Source organism: Pseudonocardia yuanmonensis, assembly GCF_039542425.1.
GTDB classification, from domain to species: Bacteria; Actinomycetota; Actinomycetes; order Mycobacteriales; family Pseudonocardiaceae; genus Pseudonocardia; species Pseudonocardia yuanmonensis.
Map to the genome: position 1 here is coordinate 1 of NZ_BAABIC010000041.1, position 21,971 is coordinate 21,971.

General features: G+C 72.6%; 20 protein-coding genes and 1 pseudogene. 18 read left to right on the forward strand and 3 right to left on the reverse strand.

Annotated elements, in window-relative coordinates:
- Positions 1-297: 297 nt before the first annotated feature.
- From ABD990_RS33390 to ABD990_RS33465, 16 genes are all read left to right on the forward strand, one after another.
- Positions 298-1,566, forward strand: a complete 1,269-nt coding sequence (locus tag ABD990_RS33390; protein WP_345384812.1) for a geranylgeranyl reductase family protein — start codon at positions 298-300, stop codon at positions 1,564-1,566.
- Positions 1,567-1,716: 150 nt separating this feature from the next.
- Positions 1,717-2,082: an NADH-quinone oxidoreductase subunit A gene (locus ABD990_RS33395; protein ID WP_037053122.1), complete on the forward strand. Its 366-nt coding sequence runs from the start codon at positions 1,717-1,719 to the stop codon at positions 2,080-2,082.
- Between the two features lie 10 nt (positions 2,083-2,092).
- Complete coding sequence (locus ABD990_RS33400) at positions 2,093-2,644, forward strand: NuoB/complex I 20 kDa subunit family protein (RefSeq protein ID WP_345384813.1); 552 nt, start codon at positions 2,093-2,095, stop codon at positions 2,642-2,644.
- A 4-nt stretch (positions 2,645-2,648) separates the two neighbouring features.
- Positions 2,649-3,512 carry an NADH-quinone oxidoreductase subunit C gene (locus ABD990_RS33405; protein WP_345384814.1) on the forward strand — a complete coding sequence of 288 codons (864 nt, stop codon included), beginning with the start codon at positions 2,649-2,651 and terminating at the stop codon, positions 3,510-3,512.
- The gene (locus tag ABD990_RS33410) at positions 3,509-4,843 is read left to right on the forward strand and encodes an NADH-quinone oxidoreductase subunit D (RefSeq protein ID WP_345384815.1); all 1,335 of its coding nucleotides are present in this window, start codon (positions 3,509-3,511) and stop codon (positions 4,841-4,843) included. Before ABD990_RS33405 ends, ABD990_RS33410 begins: the two co-directional genes overlap by 4 nt.
- 61 nt (positions 4,844-4,904) lie before the next feature.
- Positions 4,905-5,723 carry an NADH-quinone oxidoreductase subunit NuoE gene (gene nuoE / locus ABD990_RS33415; RefSeq protein WP_345384816.1) on the forward strand — a complete coding sequence of 273 codons (819 nt, stop codon included), beginning with the start codon at positions 4,905-4,907 and terminating at the stop codon, positions 5,721-5,723.
- Between the two features lies 1 nt (position 5,724).
- A complete protein-coding gene (gene nuoF, locus ABD990_RS33420) occupies positions 5,725-7,080 on the forward strand; it encodes an NADH-quinone oxidoreductase subunit NuoF (RefSeq protein WP_345384817.1) in 1,356 nt (451 codons plus the stop codon).
- A gap of 37 nt (positions 7,081-7,117) precedes the next feature.
- Positions 7,118-9,583 carry an NADH-quinone oxidoreductase subunit G gene (locus tag ABD990_RS33425; RefSeq protein WP_345384819.1) on the forward strand — a complete coding sequence of 822 codons (2,466 nt, stop codon included), beginning with the start codon at positions 7,118-7,120 and terminating at the stop codon, positions 9,581-9,583.
- A 26-nt stretch (positions 9,584-9,609) separates the two neighbouring features.
- Positions 9,610-10,881 (forward strand): NADH-quinone oxidoreductase subunit NuoH, encoded by a 1,272-nt coding sequence (nuoH, locus tag ABD990_RS33430; RefSeq protein ID WP_345384830.1) that lies wholly within the window; start codon positions 9,610-9,612, stop codon positions 10,879-10,881.
- A gap of 3 nt (positions 10,882-10,884) precedes the next feature.
- Positions 10,885-11,442 carry an NADH-quinone oxidoreductase subunit NuoI gene (nuoI, locus tag ABD990_RS33435; protein WP_345384820.1) on the forward strand — a complete coding sequence of 186 codons (558 nt, stop codon included), beginning with the start codon at positions 10,885-10,887 and terminating at the stop codon, positions 11,440-11,442.
- A complete protein-coding gene (locus tag ABD990_RS33440) occupies positions 11,439-12,317 on the forward strand; it encodes an NADH-quinone oxidoreductase subunit J (RefSeq protein ID WP_345384821.1) in 879 nt (292 codons plus the stop codon). The genes nuoI and ABD990_RS33440 overlap by 4 nt, the downstream gene beginning before the upstream one ends.
- Complete coding sequence (gene nuoK / locus ABD990_RS33445; RefSeq protein ID WP_037053106.1) at positions 12,314-12,613, forward strand: NADH-quinone oxidoreductase subunit NuoK; 300 nt, start codon at positions 12,314-12,316, stop codon at positions 12,611-12,613. Before ABD990_RS33440 ends, nuoK begins: the two co-directional genes overlap by 4 nt.
- Before the next feature lie 15 nt (positions 12,614-12,628).
- Positions 12,629-14,623: an NADH-quinone oxidoreductase subunit L gene (gene nuoL, locus ABD990_RS33450; protein ID WP_345384822.1), complete on the forward strand. Its 1,995-nt coding sequence runs from the start codon at positions 12,629-12,631 to the stop codon at positions 14,621-14,623.
- Positions 14,623-16,266 carry an NADH-quinone oxidoreductase subunit M gene (locus ABD990_RS33455; protein WP_345384823.1) on the forward strand — a complete coding sequence of 548 codons (1,644 nt, stop codon included), beginning with the start codon at positions 14,623-14,625 and terminating at the stop codon, positions 16,264-16,266. The genes nuoL and ABD990_RS33455 overlap by 1 nt, the downstream gene beginning before the upstream one ends.
- Complete coding sequence (gene nuoN, locus ABD990_RS33460) at positions 16,263-17,879, forward strand: NADH-quinone oxidoreductase subunit NuoN (RefSeq protein ID WP_345384824.1); 1,617 nt, start codon at positions 16,263-16,265, stop codon at positions 17,877-17,879. The genes ABD990_RS33455 and nuoN overlap by 4 nt, the downstream gene beginning before the upstream one ends.
- Before the next feature lie 29 nt (positions 17,880-17,908).
- Positions 17,909-18,907, forward strand: a complete 999-nt coding sequence (locus tag ABD990_RS33465) for a polyprenyl synthetase family protein (protein ID WP_345384825.1) — start codon at positions 17,909-17,911, stop codon at positions 18,905-18,907.
- A 273-nt stretch (positions 18,908-19,180) separates the two neighbouring features.
- Here ABD990_RS33465 and rarD read toward each other — a convergent pair.
- A pseudogene (gene rarD / locus ABD990_RS33470) lies at positions 19,181-19,906 on the reverse strand (EamA family transporter RarD); the annotation flags it as partial.
- A gap of 195 nt (positions 19,907-20,101) precedes the next feature.
- On the opposite strand from rarD, the gene ABD990_RS33475 reads away from it, so the two are divergent.
- Together ABD990_RS33475 and ABD990_RS33480 are read left to right on the forward strand one after the other, a co-directional pair.
- Positions 20,102-20,614, forward strand: coding sequence for an OmpA family protein (locus ABD990_RS33475; RefSeq protein ID WP_345384826.1), 513 nt, complete (start codon positions 20,102-20,104; stop codon positions 20,612-20,614).
- Positions 20,615-20,703: 89 nt separating this feature from the next.
- A complete protein-coding gene (locus ABD990_RS33480) occupies positions 20,704-21,213 on the forward strand; it encodes a hypothetical protein (RefSeq protein WP_345384827.1) in 510 nt (169 codons plus the stop codon).
- A 12-nt stretch (positions 21,214-21,225) separates the two neighbouring features.
- On the opposite strand, the gene ABD990_RS33485 is transcribed toward ABD990_RS33480, so the two are convergent.
- A complete protein-coding gene (locus ABD990_RS33485) occupies positions 21,226-21,588 on the reverse strand; it encodes a DUF1636 family protein (protein ID WP_345384828.1) in 363 nt (120 codons plus the stop codon).
- Between the two features lie 120 nt (positions 21,589-21,708).
- The coding region (locus ABD990_RS33490) for an amidohydrolase family protein (RefSeq protein ID WP_345384829.1) at positions 21,709-21,971 on the reverse strand (263 nt) is incomplete at its 5' end.

A 21,971-nucleotide genomic window follows, 5' to 3' on the forward strand; every position in this document is an offset into this window, starting at 1 on the left:
CGGGGGGCCGACACATCCCGGGGGGCCGACACATCCCGGGGGGCCGACACATCCCGGGGGGCCGACACATCCCGGGGGGCCGACACATCCCGGGGGGCCGACACATCCCGGGCGGCCGACACACCCCGGGCGGCCGACACACCCCGGGCGGCCGGCACACCCCGGGCGGCCGGCACACCCCGGGCGGCCGACACCTCGCCACCCGGCCCCACCGCCGCGCCTGCCCCCACAGCCGCACCCGCCCCCTCGGCCGGAACCGCGCCTTCGGCCGGAACCGCCCGGACGGCCGATGCGGACGTGATCGTCGTCGGCGCCGGCCCGGCCGGCTCGACGGCGGCGACCCACCTGGCCCGCGCCGGGCTGGACGTCCTGCTGCTGGAGAAGGCGACCTTCCCGCGCCCCAAGGTGTGCGGGGACGGCTTCACCCCGCGCGGCATGAAGCAGATCATCGACCTCGGCATCGACTGTTCCGAGGACAACGGCTGGCTGCACAACCGCGGTCTGCGGGTGGTCGCCGGCGGCGTGAGCATGGACCTGCCCTGGCCGACGCTCGCGAGCTTCCCGGACTTCGGCGCCGTCCGCCCCCGTCAGGACTTCGACGAGCTGCTGGTCCGGCACGCGGAGAAGCAGGGTGCGCGGCTGCGGGAGGCCACCACGATCACCGGGGCGCTCGTCGTCGAGCGGACCGGCCGGGTCGTCGGCGTCGAGGGGCACGAGGGGCCGGAGAAGCGGCCGGTGTCCTTCCGCGCGCCGCTGACCCTGGCGTGCGACGGCGTCTCGGCGCGGGTCGCGCTCTCGCTCGGCATCGCCAAGGACGACCGCCGGCCGCTGGGGGTCGCCGTGCGGCGCTACTACGCGAGCCCCCGCACGTACGACGACCACCTCGAGACGCACCTGGAGATCCGGGACCGCTCCGACCCGGAGCACCCGCGGCTGCTGCCCGGCTACGGCTGGATCTTCGGGATGGGCGACGGCACGTCGAACGTCGGGCTCGGCGTCCTGTCCACCGACCGCAAGGGCGGGTCCTGGGACTACCGGGCGCTGCTGCGGTCCTGGCTGGACGGCCTGCCCGAGGAGTGGGGCTACCGGGAGGAGAACGCCGTCGGCGACATCGGCGGCGCCGCCCTGCCGATGGGCTTCAACCGGACCCCGCACCACCGGCCCGGCCTGCTGCTCGTCGGCGACGCCGGGGGAATGGTCAACCCGCTCAACGGCGAGGGCATCGCCTACGCGATGGAGTCGGCCACGGTCGCCGCCCGGTGCGCGGTGCAGGCCCTCGCCCGCTCCGGCGACTCGCGGGAGGCCGCGCTGGCGGCGTACCCGCGGGAGATCAGCCGGGCGCTGGGTCGCTACTACCGGCTCGGCACCGTCGCCGCCCGGCTGATCGGCGACCCGACCGTCATGCGGGTGGCCACCCGGCACGGCCTGCCGCGCCGCTCGGTGATGCAGGCGCTGCTGAGGCTGCTCGCGAACCTCTACGACGACACCACGGCGACCGACCGGAAGGAGGGGGAGTGGAGCGACCGCGTCCTCGGCGCGCTGACCAGGCTCACCCCGGCCCTCTGAGATCGCGGGGGACGGGGCCGCCGCCGCCCCGGTAAGGCGGGCCTGACCGGCCCGGCGTGACCCCGCACACGTAGGGTCACGCCGCGGACCGGCCGGTCACGCAGCGCCACCCGTCAGACCAGTCGGCAGTGCAGACAACGAAGGTGCACGATGCTCGATCCCTATCTCGCGTTGTTCCTGATGTTCGTCCTCGCGGGAGCGTTCGCGCTGTTCTCGGTGACGGCCGCCCCGTACGTCGGTCCGCGCCGGTACAACCGCGCCAAGCTGGACTCCTACGAGTGCGGGATCGAGCCCTCGCCGAAGCCCGTGGTGGGCGCCGGCCGGATGCCGGTCGCCTACTACCTCACGGCGATGCTGTTCATCCTCTTCGACATCGAGATGGTCTTCCTCTACCCGTTCGCGGTGAACGCGGACGCGCTCGGCCTGTTCGGCCTGGTGGAGATCGTCCTGTTCATCGTCACCGTGGGCTTCGCGTACGCGTACGTGTGGCGCCGCGGCGGCCTCGACTGGAACTAGGGGAACCGGAATGGGACTCGAGGAGCACCTGCCCAGCGGCGTCCTGCTGACCAGCGTGGAGAAGCTGGTCAACTGGACGCGCAAGTCGTCACTCTGGCCCGCCACGTTCGGTCTGGCCTGCTGCGCGATCGAGATGATGACCACCGGTGCGCCGCGCTACGACCTGGCCCGGTTCGGCATGGAGGTCTTCCGGGCCTCGCCGCGGCAGGCCGACCTGATGATCGTGGCCGGCCGGGTGAGCAACAAGATGGCGCCGGTCCTGCGGCAGATCTACGACCAGATGCCCGAACCGCGGTGGGTGCTGGCGATGGGGGTCTGCGCCAGCTCGGGCGGGATGTTCAACAACTACGCGATCGTGCAGGGCGTCGACCACGTCGTGCCGGTCGACATGTACCTCCCCGGCTGCCCCCCGCGGCCGGAGATGCTCATGGACGCGATCCTCAAGATCCACGCGAAGATCATGGACGAGCCGCTGGGCAGCAAGCGGGCCGCGGAGCTGGCCGCCAGCGGGCACAGGACCGAGCTGGTCCCGTCGTCCGTCAAGTACGCGAAGAAGAAGTGACCCGATGACGGAACCCACGGGAACGTCCAAGGACGACCAGGAGCCCACCGGCGGCAAGCAGTCCTCCGCCGAGGAGAGCGGGGCCGCGCTCGCCGAGCAGCGGGCGCGCGGCGGTGAGCCGCCGCGCGAGGGCGAGGTCGAGCAGAGCGCGGACCGCTCGGCCGACACCTCCCCGGAGGGCGGCACCCGGCTCGCCCCGACCCGCGAGCGCCGGGGCATGTTCGGTGTCCGCGGCACCGGCGACACCTCCGGCTTCGGCGGGCTCACGCTGCCCGGCTACGCCCCGGCCCCGGCCGAGCGGCCCTACGGCGGGTGGTTCGACGAGCTGGCCGACGAGCTCGCCGAGGCCCTCGACCGGCGCGGGATCGCCCGCTCGGCGGTCCGGCAGATCACGATCGACCGCGGCGAGATCACGTTCTACGTGGAGCGCGAGCGGATCCTCGAGCTGTGCCGCACGCTGCGGGACGACCCGGCGCTGCGCTTCGAGCTCTGCTCGAGCGTGTCCGGGGTGGACTACAGCGCGCCGGACGGCACGGGCACGCCCCCGGTCCGCCAGCCGCTGCACGTCGTCTACCACCTGCTGTCGATGACCTACCGCCGGCGCATCCGGCTCGAGGTCGCGCTCGACGTCGCCGACCCGCACCTGCCCAGCGTCGTCGAGGTCTACCCGACGGCGGACTGGCACGAGCGCGAGACCTGGGACATGTTCGGCGTCGTCTTCGACGGCCACCCCGCGCTGACCCGGATCCTCATGCCGGACGACTGGCAGGGCCACCCGCAGCGCAAGGACTACCCGCTGGGCGGGATCCCCGTGGAGTACAAGGGCGCGGAGATCCCCCCGCCCGACGAGCGGAGGGCCTACTCGTGAGCACCGACTTCACCGGCGACCCCTATGCCCCGGAACGCGAGACCACCGAGGGCACCGTCTACACGGTCACCGGCGGCGACTGGGACTCGTTGCTGGACAGCGTGTCCACCGACGAGCACGACGACCGCATCGTCATCAACATGGGCCCGCAGCACCCGTCGACCCACGGCGTGCTCCGGCTCGTGCTGGAGCTCGAGGGCGAGACCGTCACGCAGGCCCGGTCGGTGATCGGCTACCTGCACACCGGCATCGAGAAGAACTGCGAGTACCGGAACTGGACCCAGGGCGTCACCTTCGTGACGCGCATGGACTACCTCGCGCCGCTGTTCAACGAGGCCGCCTACTGCCTCGGCGTCGAGAAGCTGCTCGAGGTCGAGGCACCGCGCCGGGCGCAGCTGATCCGCGTGCTGCTGATGGAGATCAACCGGATCGGCTCGCACCTGGTGTGCCTGGCGACCGGCGGCATGGAGCTCGGCGCGCTGACCGGCATGACCGCGGGCTTCCGCGAGCGCGAGGAGGTCCTGCACCTGCTCGAGTACCTGACCGGCCTGCGGATGAACCATGCGTTCATCCGGCCCGGCGGGCTCGCCCAGGACCTCCCGGAGGACTGGAAGGAGAAGGTCACCGACTTCGTCAGGGTGATGAAGTCGCGCCTTCCGGACTACGACAAGCTGCTCACCGGCCAGCCGATCTGGAGGCAGCGGCTCGAGGGCGTCGGGTACCTGCCGGTCGACGGCTGCCTGGCGCTCGGCGCCACCGGCCCGATCCTGCGCAGCGCGGGTCTGCCCTGGGACCAGCGCAAGATCGAGCCCTACTCCTGCTACGAGGAGTTCGACTTCGAGGTCCCGACGGCCACGGAGGCGGACTGCTACGCCCGCTATCGACTGCGGGTGGCCGAGATCCACGAGTCGCTGAAGATCATCGAGCAGGCCGTCGCGAAGATCGAGCCGGGCCCGGTGATGGTGGAGGACCGCAAGATCGCGTGGCCCGCCCAGCTGTCCCTCGGCAGCGACGGCATGGGCAACTCGCTCGAGCACGTCCGCAAGATCATGGGCCAGTCCATGGAGTCCCTGATCCACCACTTCAAGCTGGTCACCGAGGGCTTCCACGTCCCACCGGGGCAGGTGTACTCGACCGTCGAGTCGCCGCGCGGCGAGCTGGGCTACCACCTCGTGTCCGACGGCGGGACGAGGCCGGTGCGCGTCCACGTCCGGGACCCCAGCTTCGTGAACCTGCAGACCATGCCGGCGATGAGCGAGGGCGGCATGGTCGCCGACGTCATCGCGGCCGTCGCGAGCATCGACCCCGTCATGGGAGGTGTGGACCGCTGATGACACGTCGACCGAGAGGGCGCTGGACGGCACCGTCCACGGAGCGCAGCGGAGTGGCGCGATGACACTGCCCGAGGGAACACCCGAGAGGCTGCCCGGCCCGGGCGCCCCGGCCGAGCGGACCTGGCAGGCGCAGCCCGACCAGCACCCCGTCTCGCCGGTCTTCGACGAGCTCACCCGGCAGCGGGCGAAGGAGATCGTCGCCCGTTACCCGGTGGCGCGGTCGGCGCTGCTGCCGCTGCTGCACCTCGTGCAGGCGGTGGAGGGGTACGTCAGCCAGGACGGCATCCGATTCTGCGCCGAGCAGCTGGAGCTGACGACCGCCGAGGTCAGCGCGGTCGCCACCTTCTACACGATGTACAAGCGCACGCCGTGCGGCGAGCACCTGGTGAGCGTGTGCACGAACACGCTGTGCGCGGCGCTCGGCGGGGACGCGATCTACCGCAGCCTGTCCGAGGCGCTCGGCACCGCGGACCGCCCCCTCGGCCACGAGGAGACGGTCGGCGAGCCCGGCACCCCCGGCTCGATCACGCTGGAGCACGCCGAGTGCCTGGCGGCCTGCGACTTCGCCCCGGTGCTGCAGGTCAACTACGAGTACTACGACAACCAGACCCCTGAGTCGGCCGTCGCGCTCGTCGAGGCGCTGCGCCGCGGCGAGAAGCCGCCGCCGACCCGCGGGGCGCCGTTGACGGACCTGCGCACCGTCGAGCTGGAGCTGGCCGGCTTCACGGACGACGAGACGGTCGCCGCGGCGGCCGTCGCCGGTCCGTCGGCCGCGCCGGAGTCGTTGCGCGGCACCACGCTCGCCGCCGACCACGGCTGGGCCGCGCCGGCGCTGCCCGACGAGCCCCCCGCCCTGCCGCCTCTCCCGGAGAAGTGAGATGAGCGAACCGATCCAGCCGGACACGCTGACCCCGGTCCTCACCCGCCGGTGGTCCGAGGAGCGCTCCTGGACGCTGGAGACCTACGAGCGGACCGGCGGCTACCGGGCGCTGCGCACCGCGCTGGAGGCCCACCCGGACCAGCTGATCACGCTGGTGAAGGACTCGGGCCTGCGCGGCCGCGGCGGCGCCGGCTTCCCCACGGGCATGAAGTGGTCCTTCATCCCGCAGGGCGCCGAGGGCCCGGGCGCCAAGCCGAAGTACCTGGTGGTCAACGCGGACGAGGGCGAGCCGGGGACCTGCAAGGACATCCCGACGATGATGGCGGACCCGCACTCGCTCATCGAGGGCTGCGTCATCACCAGCTACGCGATCCGCGCGAACTACTGCGCGATCTACGTGCGCGGCGAGGCGCTGCACCCGATCCGCCGGGTCCGCGCCGCGGTGGCCGAGGCGTACGCGAAGGGCTACCTGGGCAAGGACATCCTCGGCTCCGGGTTCGACCTGGACATCGTGGTGCACGCCGGCGCGGGCGCGTACATCTGCGGCGAGGAGACGGCGCTGCTCGACTCGCTCGAGGGCCGCCGCGGCCAGCCCCGGCTCAAGCCGCCCTTCCCGGCCACGGCCGGGCTGTACGCGTCGCCCACCGTGGTCAACAACGTCGAGACCATCGCCTCGGTGCCGTTCATCGTCGCCGGCGGCTCGGACTGGTTCCGCACCATGGGCTCGGACAAGTCGCCGGGCCCGAAGATCTACTCGGTGTCGGGGCACGTCGAGCGGCCCGGGCAGTACGAGGCCCCGATGGGCATCACGCTGCGCACGCTGCTGGAGCTGGCGGGCGGGATGAAGGACGGGATCCCGCTCAAGTTCTGGACCCCCGGCGGCAGCTCCACCCCGATGTTCACCGCCGAGCACCTCGACGTCCCCCTGGACTTCGAGGGCGCGGCCGGCGCCGGCTCCATGCTCGGGACCACGGCGGTGCAGGTCTTCAACGAGACCGTGTCCGTGCCGTGGGCGGTCATGAAGTGGACCGAGTTCTACAAGCACGAGAGCTGCGGCAAGTGCACGCCGTGCCGGGAGGGCACCTACTGGCTGGTGCAGATCCTGGAACGGATGGTGCACGGCGAGGGCACCGAGCAGGACGTGGAGACGATGCTCGACGTCTGCGACAACATCCTCGGCCGCTCCTTCTGCGCGCTGGGCGACGGGGCCACGAGCCCGATCACCAGCGCGATCAAGTACTTCCGCCAGGAGTTCCTGGACCTCATCGCCGAGCAGCCCGCGGTCGCGCGCCCGGAGCAGCTGGCGGACGTGGAGCGGGCGGACGACACCGAGCTGAGCGGAGCTCACGCATGACCGCCCGCCGACGTACTTCTTCCCGCGGAGGCGGAGAATGACACTCGCTCCCGAGAACGAGAAGGCCCCCGTCCCCGCGGGGCACGTGCGGCTGACCATCGACGGCATCGAGGTCGACGCGCCCAAGGGCGAGATCCTCATCCGCACCTGCGAGCGGCTGGGGATCATCGTCCCGCGGTTCTGCGACCACCCGCTGCTCGACCCGGCCGGCGCCTGCCGGCAGTGCCTGGTCGAGGTGGAGATGGGCGGCCGGCCGATGCCGAAGCCGCAGGCCAGCTGCACCATGACGGTGGCCGACGGGATGGTGGTGAAGACCCAGCACACCTCGCCGGTGGCCGACAAGGCCCAGCAGGGCGTGATGGAGCTGCTGCTCATCAACCACCCGCTGGACTGCCCGATCTGCGACAAGGGCGGCGAGTGCCCGCTGCAGAACCAGGCGATGTCCAGCGGCCGGACGGACTCCCGGTTCGTCGAGACGAAGCGGACCTTCCCCAAGCCGCTGCCGATCAGCACCCAGGTGCTGCTCGACCGCGAGCGCTGCGTGCTCTGCCAGCGCTGCACCCGCTTCTCCGAGCAGATCGCGGGCGACCCGTTCATCGACCTGCTCGAGCGCGGCGCGAACCAGCAGATCGGCACCGCCGAGGACAAGCCCTTCCAGAGCTACTTCTCCGGCAACACCATCCAGATCTGCCCGGTCGGCGCCCTCACGAGCGCGGCCTACCGGTTCCGCTCCCGCCCGTTCGACCTGCGCTCCACCCCGAGCGTCTGCGAGCACTGCAGCTCCGGCTGCGCGCAGCGCAACGACTCGCGGCGCGGCACGGTCATGCGCCGGCTCGCAGGCAACGACCCCGAGGTCAACGAGGAGTGGAACTGCGACAAGGGCCGGTTCGCCTTCCGGTACCTGCAGTCCAAGGAGCGGATCACCCGCCCGCTGGTGCGGGACGCGTCGGGCCAGCTGGTCGAGGCCTCCTGGACCGAGGCGCTGCGGATCGCCGCCGAGGGCCTGCTCGCGGCGCGGTCGCGGCGGGGCATCGGCGTGCTGGCCGGCGGCCGGCTGACCGTCGAGGACGCCTACGCCTACGCCAAGTTCGCCCGCGTCGCGGCCGGCACCCACGACGTCGACTTCCGGGCCCGCCCGCACAGCGCCGAGGAGCTGGAGTTCCTCGCCACCACGCTGGGCACCACCCCCGAGACCGGCGTCAGCTTCGCCGCGGTCGAGGCGGCTCCGAGCGTCCTCACGGTCGGGCTGGACCTCGAGGAGGAGGCGGGAATCGTCTTCCTCCGCATCCGCAAGGCCGTCCGCAAGCGGGGGCAGAAGGTCTTCCAGCTCGGCCAGTGGACCACCGCGGGGGCCCGCAAGACCAGGGCCACGCTCGTCCGGTCCGTGCCGGGCGCCGAGGCCGCGGTGCTGCGCGAGCTCATGACCGCCACGGACGACGCTGGCAAGGAGCTGGTCGACGCCCTGTCCGCGCCGGGCGCGGTGATCCTCGTCGGCGACCGCGCCGCCGAGGTGCCCGGCCTGCACTCGGCGGTCGCGGCGCTCGCCACGCGGACCGGCGCGAAGATCGCCTGGATCCCGCGCCGGGCCGGCGACCGGGGCGCGTTGGAGGCCGGGGCCGTCCCGACCCTGCTGCCCGGTGGCCGCCCCGTCACCGACACGGCCGCCCGCGCCGAGGTCGAGCGGGCCTGGGGGCTCCCGGAGGGCTCGCTGCCCGCCGCCCCGGGCCGCAGCACGGACGAGATCGTGGCCGCGGCCGCGGCCGGCGAGCTGTCCGCGCTGGTCGTCGGCGGGGTGGACCCGCACGACCTGGCCGACCCGGCCGCGGCGCTGGTGGCCCTGGAGAAGGTCGGCTTCCTGGTCAGCCTGGAGCTGCACGCCTCGGCGGTCACCGAGCGCGCCGACGTCGTGCTCCCGGTGGCGCCCGATGCCCAGCGCGAAGGCAGCTACCTCAACTGGGAGGGCCGCCGCCGGCCGTTCGGGGTGACGCTCGACGCGAGCGGCGTGCTGCCGGACTGCCGGGTGCTCGACACCCTGGCCGTGGAGATGGACGCGGACCTGTTCACGCAGACGCCCGCGGCCGCGGCGGGCGATCTCGAGCGGCTCGGCCGCCACTCCGGCTCCGCCGCCGCGCCGACCGCCGATCCCGCGCCCACCCCGCGCCCGGCGCAGGTCGGGCAGGCCGTGCTGGCCACGTGGCGGCAGCTGATCGACGAGGGCTCGCTCCTGGTCGACGAGCCGGCGCTGGCCGGGACCGCCCGCCCGCCGCGGGTGCGCACCAACGCCGCCACCGCCGAGCGGCTCGGGCTCGTCGAGGGCGAGGCGGCCGGGGTCGCCACCGACCGCGGCGCGATCACCCTGCAGGTGGAGCTGGCCGACCTGCCGGACGGCGTGGTCTGGCTCCCGGCGAACTCGCCCGGCTCGGCGGTGCGCAGCACCCTCGGCGTCGGGCACGGCGCACTGGTCCGGGTCGCCCCGGCCGGTGCTCTCGGAGGTGCGCGGTGAACCCCGCGATCGATCCCGTCGACGGCATGACCCGCACCCAGCAGCTGCTGGCGGACGACCCGCTCTGGCTGGTGGTCCTCAAGGTCGTCGTGCTGTTCGCGGTCGGCGTGGTGCTGACCCTGTTCATGATCAACTGGGAGCGCAAGGTCGTGGCCCGGATGCAGCAGCGTCCGGGGCCGAACCGGGTGGGCCCCAACGGCTGGCTGCAGTCGCTGGCCGACGGCCTCAAGCTGGCCTTCAAAGAGGACATCATGCCGGTCCTCGCCGACAAGAAGGTCTACTTCATCGCCCCGGTGATCTCGACGATCCCGGCCTTCCTCGCTCTGTCGGTCATCCCCTTCGGCGGCGAGGTCTCGATCTTCGGCGAGCGCACGGTGCTGCAGCTGGTCGACCTGCCGGTCGGCGTGCTGGTCGTGCTGGCCTGCTCGGCGGTCGGCGTGTACGGCATCGTGCTCGGCGGCTGGGCCTCCGGCTCGCCGTACTCGCTGCTCGGCGCGCTGCGCTCGGCCGCGCAGGTGATCTCCTACGAGATCGCGCTCGGCCTGTCGGTGGTCGCGGTCGTGCTCTACGCGCGCTCGATGTCCACCGCGGACATCGTCGAGGCGCAGGGCTCGGGCTGGTACTTCTACCTGCTCGTCCCGAGCTTCGTGGTCTTCGTGATCGCCATGGTCGGCGAGACCAACCGCGCGCCGTTCGACCTGCCGGAGGCCGAGTCCGAGCTGGTCGGCGGCTTCCACACCGAGTACACGAGCCTGAAGTTCGCGCTCTTCTTCCTGGCCGAGTACGTCAACATGGTCACCGTCTCCGCCATGGCGACCACGCTGTTCCTGGGCGGCGGGCGCTGGCCGTGGCCGCTGTCGTCGTTCAACGACAACGGCTGGCTGATGTTCGTCGCGTTCCTGGTCAAGACGCTGATCTTCCTGTTCGTCTTCATCTGGCTGCGCGGCACGCTGCCCCGGTTCCGCTACGACCAGTTCATGCGGCTGGGCTGGAAGGTGCTGGTCCCGGTCAGCCTCGGCTGGATCCTGGTGGTCTTCGCGATCCGCGCCTACCGGAACACCACCGGCGGGGAGTCCACCGCGGCGCTGCTGATCACCATCGGCATCGTGGTGCTGGCGATCCTCGCGGTGGCCTTCCTGCTGCCCGACCGGCGGACCCCGGAGCAGGAGGTCGAGGTCGCGTCGGACTACCCGGTGCCGCCGCTGGACCTGAAGGTTCCCGCCGCGGCGAAGCGGCGCCGCGCGCCCGTCGAGCGGCGGGAGCCCGCCGGTGCGCTCTCCGGGACGGAGGAGGAGTAGACGATGTTCGAGTTCTTCAAGGGCTTCGGCGTCACCTTCTCGACGATGTTCAAGAAGGTCGTCACGGAGGAGTACCCCGAGGACTTCCCGCCCGCCGCGCCGCGCTACCACGGCCGGCACCAGCTCAACCGGCACCCGGACGGGCTGGAGAAGTGCGTGGGCTGCGAGCTGTGCGCCTGGGCCTGCCCGGCCGACGCCATCTACGTCGAGGGCGGGGACAACACTGAGGAGGCGCGCTACTCCCCGGGGGAGCGCTACGGCGCGATCTACCAGATCAACTACCTGCGCTGCATCGGCTGCGGGCTGTGCATCGAGGCGTGCCCCACGCGCTCGCTCACGATGACGAACTTCTACGAGCTCGCGGACGACAACCGGCAGGACCTGATCTACACCAAGGAGCAGCTGCTCGCGCCGCTGCTGCCGGGGATGGAGCAGCCGCCGCACCCGATGCGCCTCGGGACGGACGAGCAGGACTACTACGTGCAGGGCCCGGTCCTGGCACGGCGGTCCGCCGCCGGTGAGGACGTGCCGGGCGAGCCGGTGGGGGAGCAGGTTCGATGAGCGTCCTCGCGCAGGCCGCCTCCACCGCCGGCGAGGCCGGGGTGGGCGAGGCGGTCGTCTTCTGGATCCTCGGGCCGATCGCGCTGGCCGCGGCGATCGCGATGGTCCTCGCCCGCAACGCGGTGCACTCGGCGCTGTTCCTGGTGCTGACCATGCTCTCGCTGGCGGTGTTCTACCTGATGCAGCAGGCGCCCTTCCTCGGGTTCGTGCAGATCATCGTGTACACGGGCGCGGTCATGATGCTGTTCCTGTTCGTGCTCATGCTGGTGGGCCGGGACAGCTCGGACTCGGTGGTCGAGGTGCTGCGCGGCCAGCGGGTCGCGGCCGTGCTGCTCGGCCTCGCCTTCGCGCTGCTGCTGGTCGCGGGCGTCGGCCGGACGGCGTTCGCGATCCCGTCCGCCGGGCTCGGCGTGGCGGCGTCCAACGGCAACCTGCCGGGCATCGGGCGGCTGATCTTCACGGACTACCTGCTGCCCTTCGAGCTCACCTCGGCGCTGCTGATCACCGCCGCGCTGGGCGCGATCGTGCTGGCCTTCGCACAGAAGAAGCCGAAGGCCAAGCTCGGCCAGCGGGCCACCGTCGTCGCCCGGCTGCGCGGCGAGCACGCCCGCGTCTCGCCCCTGCCCGGCCCCGGCGTCTACGCCACGGCCAACTCGGTGGCGGTGCCGGCACTGCTGCCGGATGGCTCGATTGCCCGCGAGTCGCTCTCCGAGATCATCGAGGGCCACGAGGTCGACGAGCACCCGCGGCCGCCGGCCGACGCGCACGCCCTCACCGACGGGCGGCGCGGCGCCCTCGAGGCCGCGGGGAGCCAGCCGGGCAGCACGGGTGGTGCCACCGGCGGCGCCACGGGCGGCGAGGAGGAGCGCGCATGAGCCCCACCAACTACCTGCTGCTCTCCGGGCTGCTTTTCACCGTGGGCGCGATCGGGGTGCTGGTGCGCCGCAACGCGATCGTCGTGTTCATGTGCATCGAGCTGATGCTCAACGCGGTGAACCTGTCGCTGGTGACCTTCGCCCGCATCAACGGCCAGCTCGACGGCCAGGTCATGGCGTTCTTCGTCATGGTGGTCGCCGCGGCCGAGGTGGTGGTCGGGCTGGCCATCATCATGTCGATCTTCCGTACCCGTCGTTCGTCCTCCGTGGACGACGCGAACCTGCTGAAGTACTGACTAGGAGCCTCATCGATGACCGCTCCCCCTGAGGTGCTGCCGGCGGGCGGCGCCGCGTCGGCGGCCTGGTTGCTCTTCGCGATCCCCGCCCTGAGCGCCGTGGTGCTGTTCCTGGCCGGGAAGCGCGCGAACGCGTGGGGCCACTGGCTCGGCGTCGGCTCCGTGCTCGCGTCGTTCGCGCTGGGCGTGGTGATCTTCGTCCAGACCCTCGGCGTCGCCCCCGAGCAGCGCACCACCGAGGTGTCGCTGTACTCGTGGATCGCCTCCGGCACGCTGGACGTGGACTTCGGCCTGCGGATCGACCCGCTGTCGCTGACCTTCGTGCTGCTGATCACCGGCGTCGGGTCGCTGATCCACATCTACTCGGTCGGCTACATGGCACCGCACGCCGCGGGTCACGGCGCCGACGAGGACGCGCACGCCGAGCCGTCGTCGGACTCCAGCCGCCGGCGCTTCTTCGCGCAGCTCAACCTGTTCGTCGCGGCCATGCTCGTGCTGGTCCTCGGCAACAACTTCGTGCTGCTCTACCTCGGGTGGGAGGGCGTCGGCCTGGCGTCGTACCTGCTCATCGGCTTCTACCAGGACCGCCCGTCGGCGGCGACGGCCGCGAAGAAGGCCTTCCTGATGAACCGGGTCGGCGACGTCGGGCTGGCCATCGCGATCTTCCTGCTGTGGCTGGAGCTCGGGACGCTGCAGTACGCCGAGGTCTTCGCCCGGATCGGCGAGCTCGGCGGCGGGACGATCCTCGCGATCACGCTCCTGCTGCTGCTCGGCGCCTGCGGCAAGTCCGGCCAGTTCCCGCTGCAGGCCTGGCTCCCGGACGCGATGGAGGGCCCGACCCCGGTCTCCGCGCTCATCCACGCGGCCACCATGGTCACCGCGGGCGTCTACCTCATCGCCCGCACGAACCCGATCTACGACCTCAGCGCGACCGGACGCGTGGTCGTCGCGCTGATCGGGGTGGTCACGCTGCTGATCGGGGCGATCATCGGCTGCGCCTACGACGACATCAAGAAGGTGCTCGCCTACTCCACGGTGAGCCAGATCGGTTACATGATCCTGGCGGTCGGGCTCGGCCCGGCCGGCTACGCGCTCGGCATCTTCCACCTGCTCACGCACGGCTTCTTCAAGGCCGGGCTGTTCCTCGGGGCCGGGTCGGTCATGCACGCCATGAACGACGACGTGAACATGCGCCACTTCGGCGGCCTCGGCCGGCGGATGCCGATCACCTTCGTGACCTTCGGCCTCGGCTACCTCGCGCTGATCGGCTTCCCGTTCCTGTCCGGCTACTTCTCGAAGGACGCGATCATCGAGGCCGCGTTCGGCCAGGAGGGCTGGCAGGGCTGGGTGTACGGGGGCGCAGCGACCCTGGCCGCCGGGCTCACCGCCTTCTACATGACCCGCCTGATGATCATGACGTTCTTCGGCGAGGAGCGCTGGCGGAACCTCACCGCGCCGGACGGCGAGGCGTACCACCCGCACGAGTCGCCGGCCGTGATGACCGGGCCGATGATTCTGCTGGCGATCGGCTCGGTGTTCGCCGGCTTCGTGCTCAGCGCGGTCGGGCTGAACCAGTGGCTCGCGCCCTCGCTCGGCGAGCTGGAGGAGTCCACGCACGGGGTGCTCCCGCACGCGGTGGTCCCGTGGCTGGTGCTGGCCTTCTCGGCGCTCGGCGTGCTGGTGGCCTACCTCGTGGTCGGGCGCCGCCCGACGCCGGTCGTGCGGCCCGAGCCGGTCTCCCTGCCGGTCCGCGCCGCGCGCCGCGACCTCTACGCCAACGCCGTCAACGAGACGGTCATCGAGCGGCCGGGCATCTGGCTCACCCGCGCGCTGGTCTTCCTCGACAACCGCGGGGTCGACGGGCTGGTCAACGGCCTGGCCGCCGGCCTCGGGGGCGGGTCGGCCCGGTTGAGACGGCTGCAGACCGGGTTCGTGCGCTCCTATGCGCTCTCGATGCTGGGCGGCAGCGTGCTCGTCGTCGCGGCCCTGCTGGCGGTGAGGTTCGGATGATGAGCACCGCTCCCGACACGGGCGGCAACGTGATGCTGCTGGTCCTGCTCCTGCTGCCGGTCCTCGGCGCGCTGCTGATGTACCCGTTGCGCCGCAACGTCCCGGCCGCCAAGGGCGTGGCGATGGCGACGGCGCTGCTGGAGTTCGTCCTCGTCGTCGTGACGTGGGTGGGCTACTCCACGGACGCCGCGAGCTCCGGCGAGCGCTTCCAGTACGTGTTCTCGGTGCCGTGGATCCCGGCCTTCGGCACGCACCTGGCCTTCGGCATCGACGGCATCGCGCTCGTCATGATCGCGCTGACGGCCTTCCTCGTGCCCGGCCTGATGCTCTTCGCCTGGGCCGAGAAGCTGCCCGAGGGTCGCACGGCGTCGGGGTACTTCGCCCTGCTGCTGGCCACCGAGGCCACGCTGATGGGCGTCTTCACCGCCACGGACGTCTTCCTGTTCTACGTCTTCTTCGAGGCGATGCTGATCCCGATGTACTTCCTCATCGGGCGCTTCGGCGGGCCGAACCGGCAGTACGCGTCGGTCAAGTTCTTCCTGTACTCGCTGCTCGGCGGGCTGATCATGCTGGCCTCGCTGATCGGGCTGTACGTGACGAGCGCCGACCAGCTCGGCGCCGGCACGTTCACCTGGAGCGACCTGCAGTCGATCGCGCAGAGCACCCCGACCTCGACCCAGATCTGGCTGTTCCTGGGCTTCTTCGTGGCGTTCGCGATCAAGGCGCCGCTGGTGCCCTTCCACACCTGGCTGCCCGACGCCGGTGCCGAGGCCCCCATCGTGGCCGCGGTCCTGCTCGTCGGCGTGCTCGACAAGGTGGGCACCTTCGGCTTCCTGCGCTACTGCCTGCCGCTGTTCCCGCAGGCCAGCCAGGCCCTGGCGCCGCTGGTGCTGGTGCTCGCGGTGATCGGCATCATCTACGGCGCGCTGCTCGCCGTGGGCCAGAAGGACATGAGCCGGTTCGTGGCGTACACGTCCATCGCGCACTTCGGCTTCATCGCGCTCGGCACGTTCGCCTTCTCCAGCCAGGCCTTCGCCGGCGCGACGCTCTACATGGTCAACCACGGCCTCTCCACCGGCATGCTGTTCGTGATGGTCGGCCTGCTGGTGGCCCGCGGCGGGTCCCGGCTGATCGGCGACTACGGCGGCGTCTCGAAGCTCGCCCCGGTGCTCGCCGGGTGCCTGCTGCTGGCGGGGATGTCCTCGCTGGCCCTGCCCGGCACCAACTCGTTCGTCAGCGAGTTCCTGGTGCTGGTCGGGTCCTTCCCGCGGGAACCGGTGGCGACCGTCATCGCAACCGTCGGCATCATCTTCGCCGCGCTCTACATCCTGTGGTTCTACCAGCAGACGATGCAGGGCCCGGTCCGCGGCAACGCCGTGATCCGGGCGCTGGAGGCCGGGGGCGCCGGCGGGCCGGGGGCGATGATCGACCCGTCCGTCGCCGCCCGGCGCGGGAGCGGGTTCCCCGACCTCACGAAGCGTGAGCTCGGCGTGCTGGCCCCGCTCGTGTTCGTGATCGTGGTGCTCGGGTTCTTCCCCGGCCCCGTGCTCGACGTGATCAACCCGTCCGTGCAGGCGACGATGACCGAGGTGGGCCTGCCCGACCCGGTGCCGGCCGGCGGTCTCGTGGGAGGTGTCCGGTGATCGCGCTCGCCCAGGTGGCCCCGCTGACGGCGCCGCCCATCGACTACGCGGCGATCGCGCCGCTGCTCGTCGTCCTCGGCGGCGCGTGCGTCTCGGTCCTGTTCGAGGCGTTCCTGCCGCGCCACCAGCGCTGGCCCGCGCAGGTCGCGCTGTCCGTGCTGGTCGTCGCGGTCGCGGGGGTCTCCCTCGGGGTGTACGCCGGGGCCGCGCCCGAGGCGGGCGTCGTCACCCTGGCCTCGACGCTGGCCGTCGACGTCCCGACGCTGTTCCTGTGGGGCACCCTGCTGGTGCTCGGGTTCGGCTCGATCCTGCTCATCGCGGACCGCTCGGTGGAGCCGGGCGGGGCGTTCGTCGCCTCGGCGGTGGAGCGGGCGTCCGTCGCGGCCGCGCCGGGCACCACGACCGGTCCCACCGGCGTCGACCCGGAGCACGTCGACCGGTCCTACGGGGCGCCGGGCGAGGCGCCGACGATGCAGACCGAGGTCTTCCCGTTCACCCTGTTCGCGCTCGGCGGGATGATGGCCTTCGTCGCGGCGAACGACCTGCTCACGATGTTCGTGGCGCTCGAGGTGCTGTCGCTGCCGCTGTACCTGGTGTGCGGGCTGGCCCGGCGCCGGCGGCTGCTGTCGCAGGAGGCCGCGGTCAAGTACTTCCTGCTCGGGGCCTTCGCGTCGGCGTTCTTCCTCTACGGGCTCGCCCTGCTCTACGGCTACGCGGGCTCGGTGAAGCTGACGGCCATCGCGACGGCCGCGGTGGGAACCCCGAAGTCCGACGCGCTGCTGTTCGGCGGGCTGGCGCTACTGATCGTCGGGCTGCTGTTCAAGGGCTCGGTCGGCCCGTTCCACACCTGGACGCCGGACGTCTACCAGGGCGCACCGACCCCGATCACGGCGTTCATGGCGGCCTGCACCAAGGTCGCGGCGTTCGGGGCGATCCTGCGCGTGCTGCACGTGGCCTTCGGGAGCACGCACTGGGAGTGGCGCGGGGTGATGTGGGCGGTCGCGATCGCCTCCATGGCCATCGGCGCGGTGCTCGGCCTCACCCAGACCGACCTCAAGCGGATGATCGCGTACTCCTCCGTGGCGCACGCCGGGTTCCTGCTGATCGGGGCCATGGCGATCACGCCGGAGGGCGTGTCCTCGACGCTGTTCTACCTGCTGGCCTACGGCTTCACGACGCTGGCCGTGTTCGGGGTGATCTCGCTGGTGCGCAACGCCGACGGCGAGGCCACCCACCTGTCCCAGTGGGCGGGGCTGGCCAAGCGCTCGCCGATCCTCGCCGGTGTGATGACCTTCCTGCTGCTCGGACTCGCCGGCATCCCGCTCACCAGCGGGTTCACCGCCAAGTTCGCGGTGTTCTCGGCGGCGCTCGGGGACGGGATGGCGCCGCTGGTCGTGATCGCGCTGGTCGCCTCGGCCGTGGCCGCGTTCTTCTACCTGCGGGTGATCGTGCTGATGTACTTCAGCGAGACGCCGGAGGACGGGCCCACGGTCACCGTGCCGGGTGCGTTCACCACGGTCGCGATCACCCTGGGTGTCGTGGTGACGCTGCTGCTGGGTGTCGTCCCGACGCTCGTGCTCGGGTGGGCCGGCGCGGGCGGGCTCACAGGCTGACCGTCGGAAGGCCTCGTAGGCTGGTGCGTGTGGAGACGCAGAGCGTGGCGGGTGTGGAGCTCGCCGACCCGGACCTGGCCGCCGCGACGGCGCGCGGGCTCGAGCGGGTGGAGGAGCTGCTGCACCGTGAGGTGCACAGCGACTACCACTTCGTCAGCGAGACGTCCCTGCACCTGATCGACGCGGGGGGCAAGCGGTTCCGGCCGCTGTTCACCCTGCTCAGCGCGCAGGTCGGACCCTCGCCGAACGGGGACGACGTCGTGCGGGCGGCCGCCGTCGTCGAGCTGGTGCACCTGGCCACGCTCTACCACGACGACGTCATGGACTCGGCGACGATGCGCCGCGGGGCCGAGAGCGCCAACCACCGCTGGGACAACACGGTCGCGATCCTGACCGGGGACTTCCTGTTCGCGCACGCGTCGCGGCTCGTGGCCGACCTCGGCCCGGACGCGGTGCGGATCATCGCCGAGACCTTCGCCGAGCTGGTCACCGGGCAGATGCGGGAGACCCGCGGGCCCGCGCCGTCGGACGACCCCGTGCAGCACTACCTGCAGGTCATCGCCGAGAAGACCGGCTCGCTGATCGCCACGGCGGGCCGGTACGGCGGCATGTTCTCCGGCTGCACCGCCGAGCAGATCGAGTCGCTGCACCGCTTCGGCGCCACGATCGGCACGGCCTTCCAGATCTCGGACGACATCATCGACATCGCCTCGCCCTCGCTCGACTCGGGGAAGACGCCGGGCACGGACCTGCGCGAGGGCGTGCACACGCTGCCGATGCTCTACGCCCTGCAGGACCCGGCCTGCCCCTCCCGACTGCGGGACCTGCTGGCCGCCCCGATCGAGTCCGACGCGGAGGTCGAGGAGGCCCTGGAGCTGCTGCGCTCCGGCCCGGGCATCCCGCGGGCCAAGGACACCCTCGCCGGCTACGCCCAGGAGGCGCGGGCGGAGCTGGGCAAGCTCCCCGCCTGCCCCGCCACCGAGGCCCTCGGGACCCTCACGGGCTACACCATCGACCGCATCGCCTGACCCCATCCCGCGAGTCGCGCTGTGGGCTTCGGCGAGTCGCGCTGTGGGCTTCGGCGAGTCGGGGTCAGCGGCTCTAGGGCTCCGGGACGGGCTGGAGCTCGCGGTCGGGACGGGCACGGGTGGCGCGGACCAGGTCGACGGTGAAGACCCCGAGGCGATCCACACCAGGCCGAACCCGATCCAGCGGGAGACGGGCATGTCCTCGCCGTTGACCAGCACGCCCCAGAGGAACTGCATCGTGGGCGTCAGGTACATCAGCGTGCCGAGCGTGGTGAGCGGGATCAGCCGGGCCGCGGCGCCGTAGAGCAGCAGCGGGAGGGCGGTGACCGGGCCGGCGAGCACCATCATCGCCACGTGGAAGCCGCCGAGCGAGGTGAACGTGCCCTGCCCGGTGACCTGCAGGGAGATCACGAACGCGAGCGCGATCGGGCCGACCACGAGCCCCTCGCCGGTGAGGCTCGCCGTCGCGGGCAACGCGACCTTCTTCTTGAGCAGCCCGTACACCCCGAACGACACCGCCAGCGCCAGCCCGAGCCACGGCGGGCTGCCGCTGCCCACGCTGATCACCACGACCGCGAGCGCAGCGATGCCCAGCGCCGCCACCTGCGCGCGGTTCGGCCGCTCGCGGAGCACCACGACGCCGAGCAGCACGCTGACCAGCGGACTCATGTAGTAACCGAGGGCGATGTCGACGACGCGCTCGATCGAGACGCCGTAGATGAACACGCCCCAGTTGACGGTGATCACCGCGGCGGCGGCCGCGACGATCAGCCAGCCGCGGGCCGGCAGCGCCCGCAGCGCGCCCCAGCCCCGCAGCAGGGTCAGGACGCCCGCCATCAGCACCATCGTCCAGACGATCCGGTGCGCCAGGACCTCGACGGGCCCCGCGGGGTCGAGCAGCGGCCAGAACGCCGGGAAGAGCCCCCAGGCGACGTGGGCGGCGACGCCGAGGCCGACCCCCCGGCGGTCCAGTTCCGGTGCGGCTACCCCGACGCTCACCGGTCCATCAGAACATCCGAGCGCTGAATGTTCGAGGGTGAAACGGCTCTCCCGCCGTGGCCGGGACCCGGCACGCTCTCGTGACGACGGCGAGACCCGGTCGTGATGCCCATGGGCGACGGTCGTCTTCCGGTCGGCGGAAGGGGAACGGTGGGGACGACCCCGGGAGTCGGCCGGTCGCGCAGGGCGCGTGGAGTGCTGTGGGTCGCGGCCGCGGTCGTGGTGCCGGCGGCACTCGCCGCGATCGGGCTGCTGTGGGTCACCCCGCCCGACGACACGAGGCCCGCGGCCGGCGCGCCCGTTCGGGCGCCCGCGTCGTCCGCGGCCGTGCCGACGGCCGCCACGGCGACACCGCCGGGCGTCACCGCGGACCGGACGGGGGTGGACCGGCTCCTCGCCGAGGCCCCGCTGCTGTTCGACGGCGAGAGCGCGCAGCTGCGGCCGGCGACCGCCGACACGGTGCTCCGGCTCGGTGGCATGCTCGCGACGATGCCCGAGGTACCGGTGCGGCTCGTCGGGCACACTGCGGACCTGCCCGGGCCGGCGGAGCGGGCGCTGCGGCTGTCCAGGGAGCGGGCCGACGCGGTCGCCGTCGCACTCGTCGCCGCCGGGGTCGAGCCACAGCGGATCCGGGTCGACGGCGTGGGCGACGCGAGCCCGCTCGACACGCCGGAGGCCAGCCGCCGGGTGGAGGTGCTGCTGGGGTAGGGCTGCCGGGGTAGCGGATCACGCGGCGGATGCGATTCACGGGGTGGGGCCGGAGAGGGCCGAGCTCGTCCGACGAGGGAGGTGACGGGGTGGGCGCGCTGTTCGCGCAGATGTGGGTGCTCTGCCTCGTCGCGTTCCTGCTCGGTGCCCTGCTGACCTGGCTGCTCGTGGCCCGGCCGGCCCGGCGGGAGGCGGCGCTGGCCCGCGCCGCCGCGGAGCGCCGCGACGAGCCCGTCGATCCCGTGCGCGCCGCGCAGGCGCCGCCGACGCCGATCCCCGGCGTCCCCCGGCACGCCCGGCCCTCCGGAGGCACCCCGACGCTGCCGGGCCTGGGCCGCCGCCGTCGTCCCGGGTCGTCCGCGGTGGGTGCGCCGGCCCGGCTGCGGCACGGGTCCCCGGAGGGGGCGCGCGGCGGCGACGGGCCCGTCGTGCCCCGTCAGCCCGGCCCCGGCCCGCGGGGCGGGACGTCCGACGGCCCCTCCGTGCCGCCGCAGGACCGCGGGCACTCCCTGTTCACCCCGCCCGAGCCGCACGCACCCGAGCCCGACGAGCCGCCGGACGTCCCGCCGCGGCGTGAACCCCCGGACGACCGGAGCTGACCGGCGGCGCCGCTACCAGGGACGAACGGCCGGCCCCGGGCGCTTCGGGGTCACCGAGCTGACCCGGTCGCGGAGCTCGGCGGGCACGTCCCAGTCGCCCGGCGCGCCGGTACCGCACCCGGTGTGCGCCTGCGCGGCCTCGACCAGCGGCCCGGCGTGCCCGGCGTCGAGGCCGGTGAACCGGACCCGGGCCTTGCCGGGCCCGTCGACGGCGGCCACCCCGTCGTCGGGGCAGCCGCCCAGGCACTGCACGTAGCGCACCGGGACCGCCGCGGCGGCGGGGTCGGTCCGCAGCGCCTCGGTGAGGGCGCGGCTGAACCGGCCGGAGTCGGCCGGGTCGTAGCGGGGGCAGGTGCGGCAGATCAGCAGCGGCATGTCGTCCTCGTGGCGTCGTGCGCACCACCGCCCGGCGCCGTGACGACGCCGGGCGGTGGGTCTGTGGGAGCGGCGGGCTCAGGAGGTCGCGAGCTCGCCCATCGGGAAGGCTGCGGCCGCTCAGACCCCGGCGGGGGCCCGGTTGCGGTCGACGTTGCCGGGCAGCGGCGGGGTGGCGGCCCCGTCCTCGCTCGCCTCCTTGTGGAACCGGCCGTCCTTCATGATGTAGTTCAGCTTCGTGTGGTCCTGCAGGATCGTGATGTCGGCGAGCGGGTCGCCGTCGACCAGCAGGAGGTCGGCGAGGTAGCCGGGCTGGACCTTGCCCAGCTCGTCGGGCCGCAGCATGATCTCGCCGCCCCAGGCGGTGGCGGAGATGATCGCCT

Coding starts and splice junctions, on each gene's coding strand:
- ABD990_RS33395 (WP_037053122.1), top strand. CDS start 1,717: ATGCTCGATCCCTATCTCGCGTTGTTCCTGATGTTCGTCCTCGCGGGA.
- ABD990_RS33400 (WP_345384813.1), top strand. CDS start 2,093: ATGGGACTCGAGGAGCACCTGCCCAGCGGCGTCCTGCTGACCAGCGTG.
- ABD990_RS33405 (WP_345384814.1), top strand. CDS start 2,649: ATGACGGAACCCACGGGAACGTCCAAGGACGACCAGGAGCCCACCGGC.
- nuoE (WP_345384816.1), top strand. CDS start 4,905: ATGACACTGCCCGAGGGAACACCCGAGAGGCTGCCCGGCCCGGGCGCC.
- nuoF (WP_345384817.1), top strand. CDS start 5,725: ATGAGCGAACCGATCCAGCCGGACACGCTGACCCCGGTCCTCACCCGC.
- ABD990_RS33425 (WP_345384819.1), top strand. CDS start 7,118: ATGACACTCGCTCCCGAGAACGAGAAGGCCCCCGTCCCCGCGGGGCAC.
- nuoH (WP_345384830.1), top strand. CDS start 9,610: ATGACCCGCACCCAGCAGCTGCTGGCGGACGACCCGCTCTGGCTGGTG.
- nuoI (WP_345384820.1), top strand. CDS start 10,885: ATGTTCGAGTTCTTCAAGGGCTTCGGCGTCACCTTCTCGACGATGTTC.
- ABD990_RS33440 (WP_345384821.1), top strand. CDS start 11,439: ATGAGCGTCCTCGCGCAGGCCGCCTCCACCGCCGGCGAGGCCGGGGTG.
- nuoK (WP_037053106.1), top strand. CDS start 12,314: ATGAGCCCCACCAACTACCTGCTGCTCTCCGGGCTGCTTTTCACCGTG.
- nuoL (WP_345384822.1), top strand. CDS start 12,629: ATGACCGCTCCCCCTGAGGTGCTGCCGGCGGGCGGCGCCGCGTCGGCG.
- ABD990_RS33455 (WP_345384823.1), top strand. CDS start 14,623: ATGAGCACCGCTCCCGACACGGGCGGCAACGTGATGCTGCTGGTCCTG.
- ABD990_RS33485 (WP_345384828.1), bottom strand. CDS start 21,588: ATGCCGCTGCTGATCTGCCGCACCTGCCCCCGCTACGACCCGGCCGAC.